The organism is Bartonella taylorii, assembly GCF_023920105.1.
Taxonomy (GTDB): Bacteria; Pseudomonadota; Alphaproteobacteria; order Rhizobiales; family Rhizobiaceae; genus Bartonella; species Bartonella taylorii.
On record NZ_CP083693.1, the window covers coordinates 375,592 to 398,183 of the forward strand.

At 37.7% G+C, this 22,592-nt stretch carries 14 protein-coding genes; 4 read left to right on the forward strand and 10 right to left on the reverse strand.

Annotated features, from left to right (window positions below):
- The first annotated feature begins 3 nt into the window (after positions 1-3).
- Positions 4-1,062 carry a glycosyltransferase family 4 protein gene (locus LBE40_RS01535; RefSeq protein ID WP_004859585.1) on the forward strand — a complete coding sequence of 353 codons (1,059 nt, stop codon included), beginning with the start codon at positions 4-6 and terminating at the stop codon, positions 1,060-1,062.
- Between the two features lie 662 nt (positions 1,063-1,724).
- Here LBE40_RS01535 and LBE40_RS01540 read toward each other — a convergent pair.
- Positions 1,725-3,119: a TrkH family potassium uptake protein gene (locus LBE40_RS01540; RefSeq protein WP_004859582.1), complete on the reverse strand. Its 1,395-nt coding sequence runs from the start codon at positions 3,117-3,119 to the stop codon at positions 1,725-1,727.
- Between the two features lie 300 nt (positions 3,120-3,419).
- On the opposite strand from LBE40_RS01540, the gene trxB reads away from it, so the two are divergent.
- Positions 3,420-4,373 (forward strand): thioredoxin-disulfide reductase, encoded by a 954-nt coding sequence (trxB, locus tag LBE40_RS01545; protein WP_004859581.1) that lies wholly within the window; start codon positions 3,420-3,422, stop codon positions 4,371-4,373.
- Positions 4,374-4,409: 36 nt separating this feature from the next.
- Entirely contained in the window at positions 4,410-5,315 is a 906-nt protein-coding gene (locus tag LBE40_RS01550) for a LysR family transcriptional regulator (protein WP_004859579.1), read from the forward strand.
- A gap of 720 nt (positions 5,316-6,035) precedes the next feature.
- Here the strand turns inward: LBE40_RS01550 and LBE40_RS01555 are convergent.
- The 4 genes from LBE40_RS01555 to LBE40_RS01570 form a co-directional block, all read right to left on the reverse strand.
- Positions 6,036-7,238: a pyridoxal phosphate-dependent aminotransferase gene (locus LBE40_RS01555; RefSeq protein ID WP_004859578.1), complete on the reverse strand. Its 1,203-nt coding sequence runs from the start codon at positions 7,236-7,238 to the stop codon at positions 6,036-6,038.
- Between the two features lie 329 nt (positions 7,239-7,567).
- The gene (locus LBE40_RS01560) at positions 7,568-7,777 is read right to left on the reverse strand and encodes a cold-shock protein (protein ID WP_004855916.1); all 210 of its coding nucleotides are present in this window, start codon (positions 7,775-7,777) and stop codon (positions 7,568-7,570) included.
- Between the two features lie 243 nt (positions 7,778-8,020).
- The gene (gene carB / locus LBE40_RS01565) at positions 8,021-11,506 is read right to left on the reverse strand and encodes a carbamoyl-phosphate synthase large subunit (RefSeq protein WP_004859575.1); all 3,486 of its coding nucleotides are present in this window, start codon (positions 11,504-11,506) and stop codon (positions 8,021-8,023) included.
- Positions 11,507-12,060: 554 nt separating this feature from the next.
- The gene (locus LBE40_RS01570) at positions 12,061-12,900 is read right to left on the reverse strand and encodes a DUF1460 domain-containing protein (protein WP_040296930.1); all 840 of its coding nucleotides are present in this window, start codon (positions 12,898-12,900) and stop codon (positions 12,061-12,063) included.
- 485 nt (positions 12,901-13,385) lie between these two features.
- Between LBE40_RS01570 and LBE40_RS01575 the strand changes: the two genes are divergently transcribed.
- Positions 13,386-14,615 (forward strand): tetracycline resistance MFS efflux pump, encoded by a 1,230-nt coding sequence (locus LBE40_RS01575; RefSeq protein ID WP_004859571.1) that lies wholly within the window; start codon positions 13,386-13,388, stop codon positions 14,613-14,615.
- 165 nt (positions 14,616-14,780) lie between these two features.
- Here the strand turns inward: LBE40_RS01575 and carA are convergent, their stop codons facing one another.
- The 5 genes from carA to LBE40_RS01600 all read right to left on the reverse strand — a co-directional run bounded on the left by carA (position 14,781) and on the right by LBE40_RS01600 (position 22,565).
- Complete coding sequence (carA, locus tag LBE40_RS01580; RefSeq protein WP_004859569.1) at positions 14,781-15,977, reverse strand: glutamine-hydrolyzing carbamoyl-phosphate synthase small subunit; 1,197 nt, start codon at positions 15,975-15,977, stop codon at positions 14,781-14,783.
- Between the two features lie 1,081 nt (positions 15,978-17,058).
- Complete coding sequence (gene ubiC / locus LBE40_RS01585) at positions 17,059-17,577, reverse strand: chorismate lyase (protein WP_004859565.1); 519 nt, start codon at positions 17,575-17,577, stop codon at positions 17,059-17,061.
- A gap of 1,129 nt (positions 17,578-18,706) precedes the next feature.
- Entirely contained in the window at positions 18,707-18,958 is a 252-nt protein-coding gene (locus tag LBE40_RS01590; protein ID WP_004859563.1) for a GlsB/YeaQ/YmgE family stress response membrane protein, read from the reverse strand.
- A 628-nt stretch (positions 18,959-19,586) separates the two neighbouring features.
- A complete protein-coding gene (locus LBE40_RS01595) occupies positions 19,587-21,278 on the reverse strand; it encodes a Na/Pi cotransporter family protein (protein ID WP_004859560.1) in 1,692 nt (563 codons plus the stop codon).
- Positions 21,279-21,347: 69 nt separating this feature from the next.
- Positions 21,348-22,565, reverse strand: coding sequence for a mechanosensitive ion channel family protein (locus LBE40_RS01600; RefSeq protein WP_004859559.1), 1,218 nt, complete (start codon positions 22,563-22,565; stop codon positions 21,348-21,350).
- Positions 22,566-22,592 lie beyond the last annotated feature (27 nt).

The window sequence follows — 22,592 nt, forward strand, 5'->3', positions numbered from 1 at the left end:
GTTATGCATGTATCTTTGGAAGAAACGGAGATTATTGCTCCTCACTTTAAAAAGCGCTTATCAGGAGTGACCTCTACAGTTATCCAACTCATTCCATTGCAGCGAGAACAGGGTATACATATATCCACTTTTGGATTTGGATTACCGCGAGATTTACCGTTTCTTTCCTTTAGTGACCTTTTTGGACTTTGGAAAAGTCCGAGGGGGAGGTCATTTCGTATTTGGCATGCACGGCGCAATATTGAGATGCTTTGCGGAGTATTTCTTCGGGATGTTTTGCGAATGAAGCTTAAACTCATCTTTACTTCGGCATCTCAACGCAAACACAAACCTTTTACCAAATGGTTGCTTCGTCGTATGGATAAGGTTATTGCTACCAGTGCATGCACGGGGACTTATCTAGAAGTGCCTCATCAAGTTATTATGCATGGGGTGGACGTTAGGCGTTTTTCACCACCGGAGACTGTTGATGATTTTTTCCCAGCAGCAGGGTTTTTAGGAAAATATGCGGTGGGGTGTTTTGGGCGTGTGCGCTACGCAAAGGGCACTGATCTGTTTGTGGATGCAATGATAACATTATTGCCCCATTATCCTGAGTGGACAGCGCTTATCGCTGGTCGAACTACAGAGCAACATTATAATTTTGAAAAGAAATTACGTCAGAAGATTGCTGAGGCCGGTTTGAGTGATCGTATTATTTTTCTTGGCGAGAGGCTTGATATACCTCTGTGGTATCGTCGTCTGTCACTTTATGTGACTCCTTCTCGTTTGGAAGGTTTTGGTTTGACACCATTGGAGGCAATGGCATCACAGACAGCTGTAGTGACCAGTGATGTGGGAATTTTTAAAGAATTGGTGGTAGAGGGAACAGGAACGGTTGTGAAAGCAGGAGATGGAGCAGCTTTAACAGCAGCGATTGAACCTTATTTTACTGATTTAGAAAAAACAATGCTAGCAGGGCAAAGAGCTTTAGCCCATGTTCGTGCCAACTTTCCTTTGGAAAAGGAAGCAGCAGCAATTGGGAGCGTTTACGAGGAAATCTTTGTGGAAAGAACACTTTGAATATATTGGAAATCTTCTTGGGAAGAGGAGAGAATGTGCCATCTTTAAAGGTCTCCACAAATAAATATTTCAAGTGAATGGCTTAATAATGCAAATCTTATTTCGTAGAATTTAGCATGTTTTAAGGTGATGTAACGATAAGCTATCAGAATCTTTGATAGAAGAGCTAAAATTTTATATTTTTAGAGTGATGTAAATAAATGGAAGGGATGATTGTTTCTTATTCAGGTAATGCTTTTGAGAATATAGTGTGGTATTCTTTCTATAAAGACTAGATTGTTAAAGCTGTTCGTGTTGCTTCAGTATGGAAGTGATTGTGTATTTTGCAATAATAAAAGCATAATAAGCGTGTTGTAATAGAAAAAATATTTTTACTAGAAGCCCTCTATGTTTTTCTTAATTAAAGACTGTTGATAAGGTATATTGAAATATTACATTGAAGCCTTTCTTTGATGAGGAAGGTGCATACAGCAAGAATGTTATAAGATCTCGTCTGACGTGAAAGATCTGATACTTGAGGGTTCTTGGTGTTTTGCATCCATTTTAAAAAGTTAATGTGCCTAAAAAGAAGGGTGCAGGTTCCTACTTTAGGGATTATTTTGTTAGTTATGTATAGTGTTTATATTGTAAATTTCTTATCACTTGGAATTAAATGCTATGTATTAAAATTGCTCACGCCAAAAAGCGGGGATAAAAAGTACGAATATGGTTATAATTTCAAGACGCCCAGCGAGCATGAGAAAACTCAAAATCCATAGGGCATTATCATTAATTGTAGAAAAGTTTCCAGCAGGACCAATAATATCTCCAAAACCTGGGCCAATATTTGAAAGAGCTGTTAAGACCCCCGTAAAAGCAGAAGTAAAGTCAAGACCAGTTGTAAGCAAAAGTGCAGTGCCGATAAGAAGACAAAACATATAAAGACATACAAAAAATAAAACTGCTTTGGCAACATCGCTCGATATGTTTGAATGATCGTAGCGCGCTTTTACAACGATATTAGGAGAAAAAAGTTTTTCTATATTTGTTTGTGTAATACGCCAAAGGATAATTAAGCGATTGATTTTCATTCCACCAGAGGTAGAACCAGCACATCCACCTGTAAAAGAAACAATGAAGAAAACTCCAAGCGCAAACGGCCCCCAAAGTTGATAATCTTCAGCGCTATAGCCAGTCGTGCTAATGATGGATGAAAGGTGAAAAATGACATCAAGAAAAATTAAATGGAACGCGCGATGATCATGAAATCGTAGCCATGCTGCTAAAGCAAAGCTGAAGAGAAAAACAATATGCAAAAAAACGATCACTTGCGGATCAATGAAGCGTTTGGAGTGGCCAGGAAGCACTAATTTAACATAAAGCACGAATGGTAGTGCGGAGAGCAACATGAAGAGTGTTGAAATAATCAAGATGGCTGGTTTATCAGAGAAATAGCCAAAAGAGGCGTCGTGAGTTGAGAATCCAGCTGTTGCTATTGTGCTCATTGCATGGTTGATGGCATCAAATAAGTTCATGCCCGAAGCAAAATAGGAAAGCATACAAGCAAGTGTTAATCCAACATAGGCTATGATAATTCCATTGGCAATTTGGTTGATACGGGGCAATATTTTTTCAGATTTATCGGATGATTCCATATGAAAAAGCCGTACTCCACCCACTCGCAGTGAAGGTAAAAGCAATAACGCTAAACCGATAAAGCCAATGCCTCCAATCCAGCATATGATAGAACGCCATAACAAAATACTGCGCGATAAATTGTCAAGGCCTGTGAGTACTGTAGAGCCTGTGGTGGTAATTCCAGAGACGGATTCAAAGATGGCTTCTGCTAAAGAAATTGAGAGGGGCGAAAGGTAAAGAGGTAAGGCACCTACGATGCTTCCTGTTAGCCAAAGGCAGACAGTGAGCATAAAGCCAAGCCGTGCTGAAAAACGGCAGGTGGCACCTCTTGTGGCTAAAAGAATCAGCGTTGCTAATATGGTGGTTATGGTGCAAGAGTAGAGAAAGGTTATCCAATTATGGTTGCTGTCGTGCAAATCTACAAAAATTGGTAGAAGCATTGCTCCTCCCATGATTAACGCAAAACGTGCACAGACATTGATAATAAATTGAAAAATGATCGTTCTCTATCTTTTTTTGTTATGGTTTTGTGCTCATAAGAATTTACGTTTTTTTCTTTATAGGGTAAAAATTGGTTTTTACATTAAGCAGGATTTGATGAATTGACAACCAAACATTTTCACTAAATTTGAAAAAAGATATGTATACACCATAATTGAGGTTGTTGAAAAATGTTTTTTAATACAGCATTCCGTTATAATTTATAGAATAATTAAGTAAGAAAAAGTGAAGGGGATTCTATGGCACAATCGCATATTCGGTTGCTTATTATTGGCTCTGGTCCAGCTGGTTATACAGCGGCGATCTATGCGGCAAGAGCAATGCTCAAGCCGGTTTTGGTCACTGGCTTACAGCAGGGCGGTCAGTTGATGATTACAACTGATGTCGAAAATTATCCAGGTTTTGCTGATCCAATTCAAGGACCATGGTTGATGGAACAAATGGCAAAACAAGCCGAAAATATGGGTACAAAAATTGTCTATGATAGTATTACAAAGGCTGATTTATTGAAGTACCCTTTTATTTTATATGGAGATTCAGGAACGCAATATTGTTGTGATGCGCTGATTATTGCAACAGGAGCGCAGGCGCGTTGGCTTGGTTTGGAAAGTGAACAGACTTTTATGGGTGGCGGTGTTTCTGCCTGTGCTACATGTGATGGTTTTTTTTATCGTGATAAGGATGTCATTGTTGTGGGAGGTGGAAATACAGCTGTTGAAGAAGCTCTTTATTTATCCCATTTGGCAAAGAGTGTAAGCGTGGTTCATCGGCGGGGTTATTTTAGGGCAGAAAAAATTTTGCAAGATAGATTGCTTGCTTGCGATAATGTACGTGTTCTTTGGGATCATGTGGTAGAAGAAATTGTTGGTTTGCCAGCTCAGGATTCAAGGGGGGCTGTTGTAACCGGTGCACGCCTTAAAAATGTTAAAACCGGTCAAGAAATTAAGGTGAATGCAGAGGGAATATTTATTGCCATTGGTCATGATCCTGCTGTTTCTTTGTTTGAAGGGCAACTGAAACAAAAACGAGGCGGTTATTTATGGACAGAACCAGATTCAACAGCAACAAGCATTGCTGGTGTTTTTGCTGCAGGTGATGTAACAGACGAAACATTTCGTCAAGCTGTAACAGCAGCGGGTAGGGGATGTATGGCGGCGTTGGAGGCAGAACGTTTTTTAGATCTACAAACATGACAATTTATTAAAAGTGAAAAAATTAGAGGTAGAATTGTGACGTCACCGTTGGATTGGGATAAGTTGAGGGTTTTTCATGCTGTTGCAGAAGCAGGATCTTTTACACATGCGGCACAAAAGCTTCATCTATCCCAATCAGCCATTTCACGACAGGTTTCAGCTTTAGAGAACGATGTTGGTGTGTCCTTGTTTCAGCGTCATGCGCGGGGGTTAATCTTAACAGAGCAGGGTGAAATTCTGTATCGGACAACACATGATGTTTTGATGAAGCTTGAAAGTGCACGCTCGCAATTAAGTGAAAGCTGTGAAAAGCCAGCAGGAAATCTACGGGTTACATCGACCTTCGGAATGGGAGCAGGATGGCTTGTGGAGCGTATGCCAGAATTCCTTAGTCTTTATCCGGATATACGGGTTCAGCTCTTGTTTGATGATAAAGAACTCGACCTAACGATGCGTCACGCAGACTGTGCTGTTCGTTTACAACAACCCCAGCAGCCTGATCTTATACAAAGAAAACTCTTTACAATTCATATGCATGTTTATGCTTCGAAAAGTTATATTGCAAATCATGGAAAACCAGAAACATTGTCTGAGCTGGATGCACACCGGATTATTTCATTTGGAGAACCTGTTCCACCTTATTTGTCTGGTTTAAATTGGTTGGAAAAAGCTGGTAGAAGTGATGGTTCTTTGCGTCTTTCAGTATTACGAATCAATAATATTATTTCAATCAAGAAGGCGATTATGTGTGATCTTGGTATCGCTGTACTTCCCGATTATATTGTGAATAATGATGAGCGACTTGTGCGCCTTTTTCCTGAGGTAGTTGATATTCCTTCCTTTGATACTTTTTTTTGTTACCCTTACGCTTTAAAGAATTTGGTAAAGTTGAAGGCTTTTCGAGATTATATTTTTTTAAAAGCACGTCAGTGGTCTTTTTAATGATGTGATATTTTAAGCTATGTATTTATTGCATAGCAGGTACGCTTAAGTCTTTATTGTGCTTTTTTTCATAAAATGACATAAAATACCATCTCTTGATTATGTTGCCTCCCATTGCATTTTCTTGAGTGTTCCCTTACGAGAATCTTTCAGATTGATTTTATCTCTGGGGGTTTTCTAAATTTGCCGAACATTTGTTCGGCTTTTTTTTTAATTTTTGGGAAGAGTCTCTAAAAATGTAGATTTCTTAGAAAATAATAAGAGAAAACTTTCAAAAATTTTATGGGTATCCAAGAGGAATATTAGGATTATAATAATTATTGCGGAATAGAAAAAGTTTGATTGAGAAGCATAGGATTTATAAGTGTCAAATTTTCTTTAGCAATACGAATTTAATTTGAGAAGTGTAAGCTGCATGAGTATGGAAAGGCGTTTTTTGGTGATAGTCATTTAATATGGCTATAAAATTCGAAAAGAGTGTTTTCTTGATCATAGAGTTAAAGATGCCAATAGCACGTTCCATATGAGGAAAAGAAGATAAGGATGTGTTTTATAATTATATCATTTTTTGCTTTGTTCTAAGAAAATATCTCCATGTTGTTTTATCGATACATATTTTCTGCAGAATCTATTTACTTACTCTATATTCAAATGACTGAAAATCTTTCAGATCAGCTGTTTGGCAACGAAAGATTGTAAAAACAGATGAGTTCAAGGTTTTTAAAGCAAATTATTACAAAAGCGCTGGATACGTAAGCAAGCTTCTTCAAGCAATTTTTCTGATGCCGCATAAGAAATACGAAAAGCTGGCCCAAGCCCAAAAGCAGATCCATGAACGACAGCAATTGATTCTGCTTCTAGAAGCGCTATTACAAAGTCTTCATCATTTGTAATAACTTGGCCATTGGGTGTTTTCTTTCCAATGAGTTTTGCACAGGAAGGATAAACATAAAAGGCACCTTCTGGCGTTGGACAGTGAATACCAGGAGCTTGGTTCAACATGGAAACCACGAGATCACGGCGTGCTTGGAAAACACTTTTATTTTGAGTTATAAAGTCTTGAGGACCATTGAGTGCTTCGACAGCCGCCCATTGTGAGATAGAACTTGTACCAGAAGTTTGTTGACCTTGAATGGTATCCATGGCTTTAATTAATTCTTGCGGGCCCCCTGCATAACCGATTCGCCAACCCGTCATAGAATAGGCTTTAGAAACACCATTCATTGTTAGTGTACGATCATAAAGCTCTGGTTCTACTTCTGCTGGGGTGACAAAGGTAAACCCTCCATATGTGAGATGTTCATAGATATCGTCGGTGAGGATATGAACATGAGGATATTTCATTAAAACATCCGTTAGCTTTTTTAATTCATCATGCGTATAAGCGGCACCTGATGGATTTGAAGGAGAGTTAAAGATGAACCATTTGGTTTTTTGGGTAATGGCAGCTTCTAGCTCTTGTGGTTGAAGTTTATAAGAAAACTCGGCTTTGGTTTCTACAAAGATAGGTATACCACCGTTGAGGGTAACCATTTCTGGATAACTGACCCAATAAGGGGAAGGAATGATTACTTCATCTCCTTTATTCAAAGTTGCCATCAATGCATTAAAAAGGATTTGTTTACCACCGGTAGCAACAATAATTTGCTCTGGTTGATAAGTAAGATGATTTTCTCTTTGAAATTTTGCAGCAATTGCTTGTCGCAATTCTGGAATACCAGATATAGGCGTGTATTTTGTTTCTCCACGTCGAATAGCTTCAATAGCAGCATTTTTGATATTGTCTGGTGTATCAAAATCTGGTTCTCCGGCACTTAAAGCGATAACATCACGCCCTAACGCTTTCAAAGCACGCGCTTTTTGGGAAACAGTAATTGTTGCAGAAGGTTTAATGTATGAAAGTTTGTCGGCAATAAAAGCCATAATTTCAGTCCTTATACGATATCAACAAATGGTCATCGCTCTTTTTCAGGGTATTTTATAAAAGATTACATTGTGTGCAATAGAAAATTGTCGGAAAATACCTAGAAAATTTTGTTTAAAATATGGAATTTGTATCGTTGTTTTTTGAAGTTTTTACAAGAAAGGTGTTTGGGTATTTATGGAATAAGGGGAGGGATAGAAGTATTTTTATAATTTTGCAAAACAGATAGGCAGTGTTTTGTTTTATAAGAATAAATTATGCTTTATAAAGAACAAAAATCCTCATCTTTGCAGGCGAGGATTTTTAAATAGTATCTAGAATTTAAATATCAAAGCGCGGTAAGGTTACCAGCGGCAAATTTTCCAGAACGACGATCTTGAAGAACGTCATAGGAAATTTTTTGCCCTTCATTAAGATTATTGAGACCAGAACGCTCGACAGCTGAAATATGTACGAATACATCTGCACTTCCATCACTAGGCTGAATGAATCCGAAACCTTTTGTTGTGTTAAACCACTTAACTGTTCCTGTAGACATAGGAAACTCCTTAGAATATATAATTATATTGTGTACTGAAGCTAAAAGCATTCAATACGGTTTTAGATCGAAATTGGGTGGGAGAAGTTTCGTCGAAAGTGCAGATTGCACAGGAAAGAAAGTCACATAACCGAAAGTTCGATGAAACCCATATAAAGGTTTTTGAGATAAAATGCAAGTCTTAATTGGTATTTTTATACGAAGATAAAGAAAGGGCGGTATATTTTGCTGCATATAAAAATTTTAAGTGAAATAACTTTGCAGTGAGCGCACTTCAAGGCTACTTTTTTTGAGTGCTTCGATGGCTTCCACTACGGATTCGGCTCCAGCTATTGTTGTATAATAGGGGACTTTTTGCATGAGTGCTGCATGGCGTAGTGATTTTGAGTCTGAGATGGCACTGGCAGTACTGGTTGTATTAAAAATCAATTGAATTTGTCGATTACGAATGGCATCTTCAATATGGGGGTGCCCCTCTAGCACTTTGTTGATTTTTTTTGCTGCAACATTATGTTCAGCAAGAAATTTCTGTGTTCCACTTGTTGCTAAAACAGAAAAGCCAAGTTCAGTTAAAAGTCTTACGGGATTTAAGATACGTTTTTTGTCTTCATCTCTTACAGAAACGAATAAAGTTCCTTCTTTTGGAAGTTCAACACCAGCTCCAAGTTGGGCTTTAGCAAAAGCAAGAGCAAATTTGTAATCAAGTCCCATAACTTCACCGGTTGAACGCATTTCTGGACCAAGAAGTGTATCGACACCTGAAAAACGAGCAAAAGGAAAAACTGCTTCTTTGACAGCGATATGTTGTTTTTGTTGTATAGAGGGTAGTCCACCATAAGCTTGAAGCGTTTTGTGGAGAGTTTCTCCCGCCATAATACGTGCGGCTATTTTTGCAATGGGACGACCAATGGTTTTTGCAACGAATGGGACAGTACGCGAAGCACGGGGATTAACTTCTAAGACATAAATTGTTCCATCTTTAATGGCATATTGTACATTCATCAAGCCACGAACATGAAGTGCTTGTGCTAATGCTTTAGTTTGACGCTCTAATTCAGCTACTATTTTATGTGAGAGCGTATGTACTGGTAAAGAACATGCTGAATCACCAGAGTGAATGCCGGCTTCTTCAATATGTTCCATAATGCCAACGACGAGTGTTTCTTCTCCATCACATAGACAATCAACATCAACTTCAATTGCTTCTGTTAGATAGGTATCAAATAAAAGTGGATTTTTACCAAGCAATGTATTGATTTGTGCCGTTTTGTCGTTGGGATAGCGGGATTTGATATCTTCTGGGATCAGTTCAGGTACACTTTCAAGCAAATAATTTTGCAAGCCGCGCTCATCGCGGATAATTTGCATAGCACGTCCTCCTAAAACATAAGAAGGGCGCACAACTAATGGAAAGCCTAGTTCATGGGCGATGAGGCGTGCTTGTTCGATTGAATGGGCAATACCGTTTTTAGGCTGTGTGAGGTTAAGTTTGAACAACAATTTTTGAAAACGGTCTCTGTCTTCTGCCAAATCGATGGAATCAGGTGAAGTGCCTAAGATAGGGATATTATGTTTTTCTAGTGCGCTTGCTAATTTCAATGGTGTTTGTCCACCAAATTGGACAATGACTCCAACCAATTCGCCTTTTTTCTGTTCTGTTTCTAAAACAGCGAGTACATCTTCTGTCGTTAAAGATTCAAAATAAAGACGATCAGAAGTATCATAGTCTGTTGAGACAGTTTCAGGATTACAGTTAATCATAATCGCTTCGAAACCTGCATCACGTAGCGCAAAAGCAGCGTGGCAGCAACAATAGTCAAATTCTATGCCTTGTCCGATGCGGTTTGGTCCCCCGCCTAAAATAGCAATTTTTTTGCGGTCAGAAACTTGTGCTTCTGAGTGTTCTACACCTGCAAAGGGAACTTCATAGGTTGAATACATATACGCGGTAGGTGAAGAAAATTCAGCTGCGCAAGTGTCAATCCGTTTGAAAATGTGCTTAACATTAAGCGTTTTGCGCAAAGCAGCTATATTATCGGGCTCTTGTCCTGTAAGGGTGGCTAAACGTGCATCCGAAAAACCCATAGCTTTTAACATGCGTAGATTGTCTGCATCTTGGGGCAAACCATGGATGCGGATGCGCTGTTCTATTTCAATAATTGAGGCTATTTGTTCTAGAAACCATGGATCAATTTTGCTGATTTGATGAATTTCATTTAAAGGCAAGCCTGTACGCATTGCTTGGGCAATGTAACGTAGACGATCAGGACTTGGTATTGCAATGGCGGAGCGTATGGAACTCTTTTCATCACCTTCAGCATGTTCAGGGATCACAATTTCATCAAGACCGGTAAGACCCGTTTCAAGTCCACGGAGCGCTTTTTGCAGTGATTCTTGAAAGGTGCGACCGATTGCCATCACTTCTCCTACAGATTTCATCGCAGTTGTTAAGACAGGTGATGAACCAGGAAATTTTTCGAAGGCAAAACGAGGAATTTTGGTAACAATGTAGTCAATAGAAGGTTCGAATGATGCTGGTGTTGCACCACCAGTAATATCATTTTTTAATTCATCAAGTGTGTAGCCAACTGCTAGTTTAGCTGCTACCTTGGCAATTGGAAAACCTGTTGCTTTTGAGGCAAGCGCTGAAGAGCGGGAAACACGCGGGTTCATTTCAATGACGATGAGGCGGCCATTTTCAGGGTTAACAGCAAACTGTACATTGGATCCACCGGTTTCAACACCAATTTCACGCAATACGGCAATTGAAGCATTGCGCATACATTGATATTCTTTATCTGTTAAAGTGAGGGCAGGCGCTACGGTGATTGAATCGCCAGTGTGAATTCCCATAGGGTCAATGTTTTCAATAGAACAAACAATGATACAGTTATCGTTCTTATCGCGAACGACTTCCATCTCATATTCTTTCCATCCTAAAACACTTTCTTCAATCAAAACTTCTGTTGTAGGCGAAGCCTCAAGTCCACGTTCAATGATTTCATAAAATTCAGAACGGTTGTAAGCGATTCCTCCACCGGTACCACCAAGGGTAAATGAAGGACGGATAATAGCTGGAAGACCAATAACATCAAGAGCTTGAACCGCTTTTGCCGTTGCATGTGCGATATAATGTTGTTTGCGGTCGGCTTCTGTGTGTCGCCAATTGCGTTCAAGTTCTTCTAGTGCTTGGTCAAGCGCGTCACCAGAAAATTTCGCTTTAAGTTCATCGCGCGTTTTTGCATGCTGTTGGCGATTTTCTTCTTTGAGTTCTGTCGCGTTGGCTAACATAGAACGTGGTGTTTCCAAACCAATTTTTGCCATTGCTTTGCGAAACAAGGCGCGATCTTCCGCTTTATCAATAGCATCTGCGTTTGCACCTATCATTTCAACATGGTAGCGGTCTAAAATTCCCATACGCTTTAATGATAAAGCAGTATTGAGTGCTGTTTGACCTCCCATAGTTGGTAAAAGGGCGTCGGGACGTTCACGAGCAATAATTTGTGCAACTATTTCAGGAGTAATGGGCTCAATATAAGTCGCATCAGCTAAATCTGGATCTGTCATAATAGTGGCGGGATTGGAATTCACTAAAATTATTCGATAACCTTCTTCTTTTAATGCCTTGCAAGCTTGTGTGCCAGAATAGTCAAATTCACATGCCTGACCAATAACAATAGGTCCTGCTCCAATGATAAGAATAGATTTTATATCTGTGCGTTTTGGCATGGTTTTTCCCTATGACAAATATCCGTGCGCGATTGAGGCAGACAGAATTAAATTTTGCGGTTAAAATAGTTTTATAGGTTAAGTGACAAAGAAAGTAAGCACAAAAATGCCTTTTCCATGTTTTTTTATTGATTAAAAATCAATGTCTTTATTTTGCTGTTCAACTTTAATATGAGTACGAGAGTGTGACCTTAATAAGGAGACAATAATGTGCCGAAAAGTTAGAATTTTGAAGACTATTATGCTTTATTAAGTATAAGCAGTTATTTGCGAGCAAAAGGAACGTCATGAAATAAAACGAGGCTTTTTATGTGCGGTGATGGGTACAATATTTTCATCATTATTTGGTATTGTAAGTCAATTTTATGATTTCCAATTATAATGGAAAAAAGTAATTTAAGTGGGCGGTTTTCTCAATATACGAAGCTAGTCTAGAATTATCTGATATCGCGATTAAAATCGTAAACAAAAACATTTGACCAATTGGAATATTCATCTTGATGATTTGAATACATGTTTGGTAGTATGGGGGACATTTTTATCCCCCATATAGTTTATTGGAGAGCTCTTAAAACAATGATTCCTGGTGTTTTCGCGACGTAATCCATAAAAGGTGAATCCACTACTTTTTCATTTTCTTTTCGTGAAGAAGCATTTCGTAACATCGGGCCATTGTCTGTCATGATAAAGAAACCCACATGGGTTACATCCAATCCAGCAAGTTTGGTATAAATACCAATGAAATCACCAGTTTCTAAACGGCTTATAACCTCTTTATTAATAAAGTTACTTGGAATATACGTTATATTGCGTTTAACAATTGGTAGCCCAGGAAGGTAATTTCCACCATTAGCTTTTTTATTGAGATACTTTTCAGTGCTTACTGCATTAGGGCTTAGCTGTGCGGTTATGTCATCGGCTTGTTTGTATTCTCTATAAGCCCAATCAGTGAAAAAGTGCTTCCGGTTCAAAAAACTAACATTCCCATCAACATAACGTGTTTTTATGACATTATTTATGAATTCTGTTTGCGATGTTGATTTCCGTAATGCTTCAACATAGTCTAGATAAGTGAAGCAATCTAAACCTCTAAAATCGATTATCAGTTCTTCCGGTATATTTTCCGTACCATGTAACATATTCGCTTTGTAAGGTGTCCCTAGAAAAGCTTCAGATAGCACGCTGATCATTTCTCCTCTCTCATGATTATTAACCTTCGAACGTTTTTCAAGAAGAGCATTCAGTTTATTTAAAGTATATGTATCTAGATTTACTTCTGATGTTTGTTGTATTTCCGTTTTGTTTTCTGGAGTATCGTTATTTACACTAGAATCTTTGATATCACATCCTGTAACCAAAGCTGATATTAACATTAATTGGAATATTCTTCGCATTTTATTCACCATTTTTATATTAAGAATTAATCAATCAGTAATTACCAAAACTTACATTTTGCTATTCTAATAATATTATCATTGCGTTGATAATAACATATAACAATTTATATATAAATATACAGATATATTTAATTATATGAAATTATATTTCTTTATAAATTTTGTATTTATATTTAAATGCTGTTACTTTTAAAGTAATGATCTATAATTATTTATGTTTTTTTATACTATTGATATATTCTTATAGTATATGAGCAGATTATTATAGTAAGTTTTTTCATTAGATTCACCAATTCATTCTTGAAAATTGTGAGGATAATTTACAAAAATGCATGCAGTGTTACGTATCAGATAAAGTAAAAATTTGTAATATTTTTTGGTTTTTTCTAAATTTTTTACTTTAACCATAGTTTTTATGAAAATAATGCTATCTAGCGATTCTTAACAAGAGGTAGGGTTTAGAAGATAGTGGGGAACACAATATGCATGCTATCAATGATAAAACACTTAATCCAAAGCTTATTCGCCGTGGACTTCTTTTAGTTTTCATTACTTTGTTATTGGATATTGTTGGTACCGTAATCGTTAATCCTATTTTGCCTGAATATTTCGCTCTGTTGATGGGAGATGATATTAGGAAATCTTCTATTGAAGGAGGAAAATTACTGGCAGCTTATTCAGCCATGCAATTTCTGTTTGCTCCTGCTATTGGAAATCTTTCTGATCGTTATGGACGCCGTCCTATTTTGCTTATCTCTCTTATCAGTTTTATGATTGGTCATTTCATATGCGCTATAGCCTGGAGCTATCCTATATTGTTTATTGGACGTCTTTTATCAGGGGTGAGCGGTGCTGGTTTAGCAGTTTGTATGGCTTATATTGCTGATATATCCGATGATAAAACGCGAACGCGCAACTTCGGTTTGTTAGGAATCGCATCCGGATTAGGGTTTATTTTAGGTTCTTTTATAGGCGGTTTTTTAGGACAATTCGGCCCACGTACTCCATTTTATTTTTCTGCTGGTTTTTCACTTATTATTTTTATTTTTGTGTGGGCTATGCTTCCAGAAACTCTTCCCATACAAAATAGACGCTGTTTTAATATTAAGCGTGCAAATCCTTTGGGAGCTCTTTGGGAACTCAGACAATATCCAATGGTTATTTGGGTGCTACTGGTCTTTTTTCTTTATTGGTTTGCGGAATCTGTATGGCCAAGCATTTGGGCATTCATTTCTAAAGAACGCTATGGTTGGAATTCTTTGTCTATTGGATTGTCTTATAGTGTTTTTGGGGTAGGACAGATTATTGTTGTAGCTCTCATTCTGCCCTATTTATCTAAGCGATGGAGTAACTGGTGTATTGTGATGGTGGGGCTCCTTTTTGCATTGGTTGGTGAGCTTGGATACGCATTTGCAACACAAGGGTGGATGGTTTATGTGGTGTTTGTGTGTACAATGTGTGAGTATCTGGTTCAAGCCCCTATGCGTGCTATTGCCTCGGCACAGGTACCGCCAAATGTACAAGGAGAATTGCAGGGAGCAATGACATCTGTTATCTCATTGGGCTTAATATTTGGATCCATTTTTTATATGCTTCTCTTCGAACGATTTACACAGAAAGGTATGGCATTTTATTTTTCTGGTGCGCCTTTTTTGGGAAGTTTCTGTATGCTTATCGTTACGACGATAGTTTTTGCTTTACGAGTACGCTAATCATCTTAAAATGATAACGGGTCAGAATTTTTTTGCTAAGAAATTCAAAAGGCAAAACTGAATTCTATAAGTAAATTGAGCTGCTTTCTTGCTGAAAAGCGATATGTTTGTGCACAGAAAAAGGGTAAAATTTGAGGGAAGATAACCAAAAGAAAAGCATTTTAATTACGCTATTTTTTTATAGTTCATAATAAGTTCGCTGAAATGTTGAAAGAGGTAGTGGCTGTCTTGTGGCCCAGGGGAAGCTTCAGGGTGATACTGAACAGAAAAAATTGGTTTTCCAATGATACGGATACCACAGTTTGAACCATCAAAAAGGGAGATATGTGTTTCTTGAACGTGGTTTGGTAAAGATGTAGCGTCTACGGCAAAACCATGGTTCATTGATACAATTTCGACTTTCCCTGTGTTAAGATCTTTAACAGGATGGTTGGCACCATGATGACCTTGGTGCATTTTTACGGTTTTTGCGCCCATAGTAAGAGCAAGAAGTTGATGACCGAGACATATACCAAAAATTGGTAAATTATGATCAATCAATGTTTTGATAGTTGTACTAGCATATTGGGCTGTAGCGGCTGGATCCCCAGGTCCATTAGAAAGAAAAATACCATCAGGGTGCATTGCTAGAATTTCTTCTGCATTCGTGTGTGCGGGCACAACAGTAATGTGTGCATCCTGTGTAGCCATAAGACGAAGAATGTTACGCTTAATGCCATAGTCGATTGCAATGATATGAAGATTATGTACACTGTTTTCACTATATCCTTTATTCCATACCCATGGTTTTTCATTCCATTGCCTTAATGATTGAGATGTAACCTCTTTCGTAAGGTCGAGATTGAGAAGACCGAGCCATTTTTGTGCGCGCTTCTTCAAAGAAGGGATATCGAAATTCCCTTGAGGATCATGCGCAATGATGGCATTTTGTGCACCTTTTTCACGGATAAGAATGGTTAGCGCACGCGTATCAATACCACAAAGTGCAATAATTTTACGTGCTTTGAGCCATTGATTAAGGTTTTCATTTGCACGGTAATTAGAGGGATTTGTAATGTCTGCTTTGAAAATAGCTCCAACAGCACCATGACAGTTTAGGGGCGTGAGATCTTCAATATCTTCGCTGTTTGTACCTACATTTCCTATATGAGGAAAAGTAAAATTAATGATTTGTTGCGTATATGATGGATCTGTAAGAATTTCTTCATAGCCTGTTATGGCGGTATTGAAACATACTTCCGCCTCAGCAATACCCGTAGCACCTGCTCCTTTACCTTCAATAACTGTTCCATCAGCTAATACTAAGAGGGCTGTAGGTTTGCTTACACTCCATGGTTCGCAAGATGGGGTAGATTGTGTCATAGTGTGTGCCCACAATGTTATTTTCTGAAAGGTATCATGACTAACGTTACACAAAAGCACAACTATAACAGATGCTGTGTATATTGTTCTTACAATGTTTCGCTTAAGGTGGAGAGTATAGGTCTATTCCATGAAGAGGTAAAGTCCTGTTTTTGGATTTTCCAAGATCTAGTGTCATTATTTTGTATCGTGCATAGCAAGATGTGTAAAGATTGGTTAAAAACCGTCTTTCTGTCTGAACAAATTGAGTAAATCTATGTTGTGTGCTCAAATTGATATGGTCCTCAAAACTACTTTAAAGGTGCAGGATAGCACGCGTTTTTCTATACTTTGTTTAATGTATGTGCCATTAGAGAGCGTGATATTCTTATCTCATGATGAAGAGAAACTAGAAGTGTATGATCATCAGATACAGTCTATTTTCACTAGAATACTTCAACAGCGTGAGGAGCCAACGCGTGTTTATAAAGAATCTGGTTGTTTAGCACTGATAGAGGAATAGGTGGAAATGGAAGTCATTCGTGAACTTCTTTCTTTATCAGATTGATGAGAGGGAAGTTGAATAGGCGCTTTTTGAAGTTTTGAAACAAATAAAAGCTGAAAGTTTCCCTGATATCAGTACGATTATGACATGGTTTAAGGAACTTTATACGGGGCAAATGAATTTTCTAAAGTTTGCAGTAGTTTTCGTGAAAAATTAAGATAAATCGTATTAATTTGCCAAGGGTATCTGAAAGTTATTTTTTACCAGCAGCTCGTCCAGTGTACAGAGAGTATGAAGACAATGTTGATAGTACGCTTATTTCATAAAAGTTAGCACGAAAGAATACTTCTTTTTTTGATGTTCTAACGCATTTATTTTATTGAGTGTTATTGTCTTTTCAAGAGTGATTATTATTCTACAGGAAATTTAAATGCAGATGATTTTTTTCAGGAGCGCATCTTACAAAAAGTATCTCGAAAAGAAAGTTTCATTTGTAATACGCTGTTGAGATAAGCTTGAAAACTTTATTCTGTTACCTAAAAAATACATATAAAAATCAATTTTTTACTCATGTAGAAAAAGTATAGCTTCTTCCGTTTATGCGGGGTTTGTTGTGTAAAGCGGTGAAGCTGTTAAAAATAGCTCGGTTAGCAACAATGGTTTTCCTGTTAATCGCAATCGGGAACGGCGTGCCCACAGTGCACCTTGTTGGCCCATATGAATGTAATCGCGGGTTAATTTGCCACTGTTAAATAAATAGTGTCCCAATGGTACAGTGCCCAAATGCATGAGTGCTTGATTGTGTTCGAATAGGGTTTCTTGTGGGATTACAGTGCGCCCAAGAAGCCAAGGCTGATTATCTCCCATCAGTATGACTTCGCGTAGCCAATAATGTGCACTCTTTGGAAGATGTTCTGCTTCTTCTTGCAATTTGTCATGTGTAATGAAACATTCACGTTGTGGTTCGACACGTATGCAATTACAGTGATTTTGCAATCGGAGTGTCATCGAACCCGATTCCATAAGCCAATCACGAACGTTTTCTGGTATGGAAGGATCTTGATCAGAGAGCCACTTCAGGGGTGGTAAGATGGAATCTTTAGGATCATACGTCATTTCACTCCACATTTAAAATCGCATTCCGTACACTGTGCTGGGTAGTACAAATAGATGTCTTTATTGTAGTGCAGAAATGCAAAGGCAGCAAGATTTTAAATAAGAGCGTGTACAGAGAAAATTTACTGTAGGGGTATTTAAGGAATGATATGCAGAAATATATCATGGGTTGATTTTTCATCAGAAAAGATAAAAATCATTAGAAGGTAAAATCATGTACTACGATTTAAATCAAGCTCTTTCATACAATGTGTTATGAAATTTTCTTGATAGTAATGGGAGGTGGGAGAAAGCGTTTAGTGCCTTAAAATGTTTGTAGTGCATATAAAAAGAGATGAAGAATTCATGTATGTGAGAAGGCCTAAAAAAGAAATATAAGGAGTAGGAGAGGGCTTATTTAATAGTTTGGAAAATGAAGGGGGCACAAACCATTTGAATTTAGATGTAAAGGTAATAAAACTATTTATAATTCAGAAACGCACTTAAATGACTTAGAAAAATTTTAATTAATAAACAACGAGAAAAAGATACCGAAAGAAAAAGTGGATTATTATTTTTATAGCGTTTATTTTTTACCTGTTACGTATACTAGGAATATGCTTTTCTCATTTATAAAGTTCAAAAGGGTTATTTGATTTTTCTGGTAAAGTCCTCTTATTAGTGAAACGCATAAGAGTTAAATGCTGTACGATAGAGTTTGTGATGAGCGTTATATTTTTTGTAAGAGTATACAGTAGTTGTGTTGGTATTACAGGGGAATGAGCTAAATTTTATTGGGGCTGGACTCTTCTATTTCTTACTGGAATTTTGAATATAGATATGCTGTCGAAGCAATCAGATATTAAAAACAACGATATTTGAGTGGGGATCGTAAAAAATAAGCCAGTATTACACTAAAATAACGCCACCATCTTTGCAGGTATAAATAGACTATAGCACACTGGTAGGAGGTGGTAAGTTTAAAGACCTTTGTTGTTTTTTATTTAATGCTGCAATGATGGAGATGCAAAAAATCGCAATTTAAGCACCTAACCACCACCTCACCACTGTTTATAATTTTTAATTATGGTGGAAATATTTTAACAACTCTACTCGGCACCAAAGGTACCTTAAAAAATGAATAAGTCCCCTAAGATCTAATTTTTCGTCCTATCCATATAAGAATGCAAGCTCCTATAAAACCTGAAATCAGATAGCCAAGCCAACCAGCAAAGCTCACGCCTAAGAGGCCAAAAAGAAAGCTGGCCAATGCGGCTCCAATGATGCCTAAAATAATGTTTAGAAGCACCCCTGTTTGGCTTTTCATAAGATATTGTGCAGCCAAACCTGCAAGGCCGCCGATGATAATAGCTGCAATCCAGCCGATGTTTGCGTCTTCCATGATACTCTCCTTTGCCTGAATCTAAACTGTTATTTCTAACTAGGGTAAGCTTCGTAAAGGTCAAGGTTCGTTTTTTGCTCGAGCGGAGGATACTGCTGGTAAAATTTTATTACAATTTTTACGTCACTGATTTTTAACTAACACGAATATCCTATGTGCGGAGTATTATATCCATAAAATCATAAATACACATAACTTCTTTTATGTATCAAAAATCATTGAAGTTAGCAACTATTTTATTTAAGAAGAAAATAATATCTATGAAAGTACTTTTAGATATTTAAAAGCATATTTGTTGAAACTTCTATAAAGAGCTTTGAAAAAATTAAAATAATATGAATAATAGAGTAAGTGAACTTGCCAATACGATATCTATGTTGCTTGCTATGATGTTAAAAAATGCTTTTTCTTAACTTTTTGCAAAATGTTTGTATAGGTTGAATCTATAGGATATTGGTATAATCATTGCAATCCAACTGGTATTTGCATTTATCATGGTATATTTCTTACTTTGATAATACTGTAGAATGATACACGTTTTACAAGGGCATTTGATTTGACCAAGATATCCGAATATTTAAGATCTCATGGTTGATGTGGTTCGTCCATTGATCAAGTTTTTTTCAAGTTAATATTTGGCTGTTTGTTGTTCAGCAGGATTACGCAGGCGGGAACTTTGGAGAAGTCCCTGTGCTTCTAAAATTGGGTAGATCATTGAGGTTAAAAGGGAGTTGATTTGTTTCAAATCGCGTACAGTATCAAGATGAAGGCTAGACGACTCTATGTTTTTGAGATTACCTTCACGAAGGCGTTTAAAATGTTTTAAACTCATCTCTTTTTCTAAATTCCGGAGCTGATCTTTTTTCTGAACTAATAAGTGCGCAGTGTGTGTATCACGCGAGACAAGAACATTAAATGCGATATGTGCATTGGCTAGAACAATGGCGTGGAAACGAAGGAGATCACTCCATCCGTCACTGCTGAATTGTAGGCCTTTTTGTTGTTTCTTTTTAACTAACATAAGCATATTATGAATAATGATATCTCCTGCTTGATCTAATTTTATGCAGGCGCCGAGAAGTTCTTGTGTTTGAAGGGCTTCTTCATCAGACAGTTTCTGTCCAGCTAATCGTGCGAGATACAGTTTGATTGCGATATGCTTTTTGTCCAATATGGTGTTCAGTTGGTTGAGCTCACGGATGATATCGGGATCAGGTTTTTCATAAAGTCCCATAATTTTTTCTAGCATGATATCCACAAGATCACAGATATGGATGACTTCGCGCCTGACATTAGAAAGTGCTAAACTTGGGCGATCAAGAACGCTATCATCAAGAGCTGTTTGATCAGATAAATTAAGCGTTGTATCGGTTTGCGTTTTTTTCGTACTTATATAGACAATTTTCGTGGTCAGTTTTAAAACCCATTTCGAGAGCGGTATTCCAGCAAGCAGAATGAAGACATTAAAAATAATATGGGCGTTAATAACTTGAGTAGAGGCGTTATTGCCAAGCCATGTGATTGGTGGTTGAAAGGAGAGAAATAAGATAAGGACAAGGATTGAACCGGCTCCACGCATGAGTAAATTTCCCAAGGGAACGAGGCGGGTATTAGGGGAAGCGTTGCGTGTTAAAAGTGGTGCTATAAGAGAAGAGCCAAAGTTGACGCCAAGAACCATTACAACACATAGTTGAGCATGGATAAGATCATAGTTGGCGAAATTGACCAGCAAAATTATCCCTGCGATAGATGAATGCAAGAGGTAAGTCAATGCGGCTGCTAACAAGAAAGTGGACACGAAATCTGTTGAAAGATAATGAATGATGCTAGGCAAAATCGCGCTGTCTCGTAAAGGTTCTGTGGCTGTGCTTATCATTTGTAAAGACAAAATCAAAAGGCCAATACCGATGACAATGCGTCCTATTTGACGCCATTCACGTTTTTCAGTTGTCATGAAGATACAAGTACCAATTAAAAGACAAAGTGGCACAACGATAGTGAGGTCATAGGAGAGAATTTTGACAACTAATGCTGATCCTAATTCTCCTCCACGCACCGCCATAAGTCCTGCTAATCCAGAGACAAAACCCGATTCAACAAAAGAGCCAACAAGGAGTGTTATTGCTGTAGAGCTTTGTAAAATTATTGCTGTAAAAAGTCCAAAACTTACAGCAAACAATGGTTTGGAAATGACGTGGCGCATTTTGTATTTAAGCTTGTCACCATAGGCGCGTTCAACCCCCGTGCGCACCATGCGTGTAGCCCAAAGAAGTAAAGAAATAGCACCTGCAAGATGAAGGAGTACCAATGAACTATTCATGATACTTTTTCTTTCTTTGTTGTTATGGATACGGTTGATCCAAAAATTGACCAATTGAAGTTTATCGTTTTACTTTGCTTTCGCTTTTAATACATGATTAAAATCATAGCCGCTTGGGTTTTGAAAAATCTTTAGACCAAAGCTAGGAAGAATGGAATAAAGGTGGTCAAAAATATCAGCTTGAATTTGTTCATATTCTAACCAAACGGTTGTATTGGTAAAGCAATAGATTTCCAAGGGCAAACCATTTGGTGTAGGAGGCAATTGTCGCGCCATCAGGGTCATGTTTTGTTCGATGTTTAGATGTTGTTGTAAATAAGCGACAACATAAGCACGGAAAGTTCCAATATTGGTTAAACGACGGGTGTTGGCCAATACATCATGATTTTTATCTAATTGAGCGTTCCATTCATTAATTTCAGGTATTTTTTGCGTGAAATAATTTTCTAATAAATTAAATCGAGAAAGATATTCTTTTTCTTCTTCCGTATGGAAACGAATACTTGATTGGTCAATGAAGAGGGATCGTTTGATGCGCCTTCCACCAGATTCTTCCATTCCACGCCAATTCTTAAAAGGATCGGTCACCAGTTTACGGATAGGCACGGTAGTAATTGTTTTATCGAAATTTTGAACTTTGACGGTATGAAGTGCAATTTCAATAACATCGCCATCTGCACCAAGATTGGGTATTTCAATCCAATCACCGACACGCACCATATCGGTGGATGAAATTTGGATGCCTGCAACGAGGGAAAGCAGCGTATCTTGAAAAATCAACATAAGGACAGCGGCCATGGCACCAAGACCGGAGAAGAGAATAAGAGGCGAGCGGTCAATCAATGTGGCTACCATTAAAACTGCCGCGACAGCAAAAAGAGCAATTTTAGCGATTTGAATGTAACCTTTTATTGGTTTTAGTCGCGCTGTTGGCCGTTGTTCGTAAATGATATTAATGACATTGAGAAGAGCAGAAATTGTCAGTACAATAACAAAAATAATGAAGGCGTTAGCAACATTGCTTATAATAGTGCTGAATGTATCAGGCAATGTTGGGATAAAATCAACACCAATTGAAAGGATACAAGCTGAAACAATATTTGCCATGTACTGAATGGCGTTTTCTATATCGGCAGTTGTGTTCTTGGGTAGGAAAGAAGCGAGCTTTTTTGCTCCGTGAATGAATAGTTTGCGTGCTAAAAAGTTAACTAAAAGCGCAACAAAGACAAGAATAATGAGCCAAGCAAGAGTCTTTAACCACGGATGTTGAACAACAAACTCTATCACTTTTCATCTCCATTTCTAAAATTATAT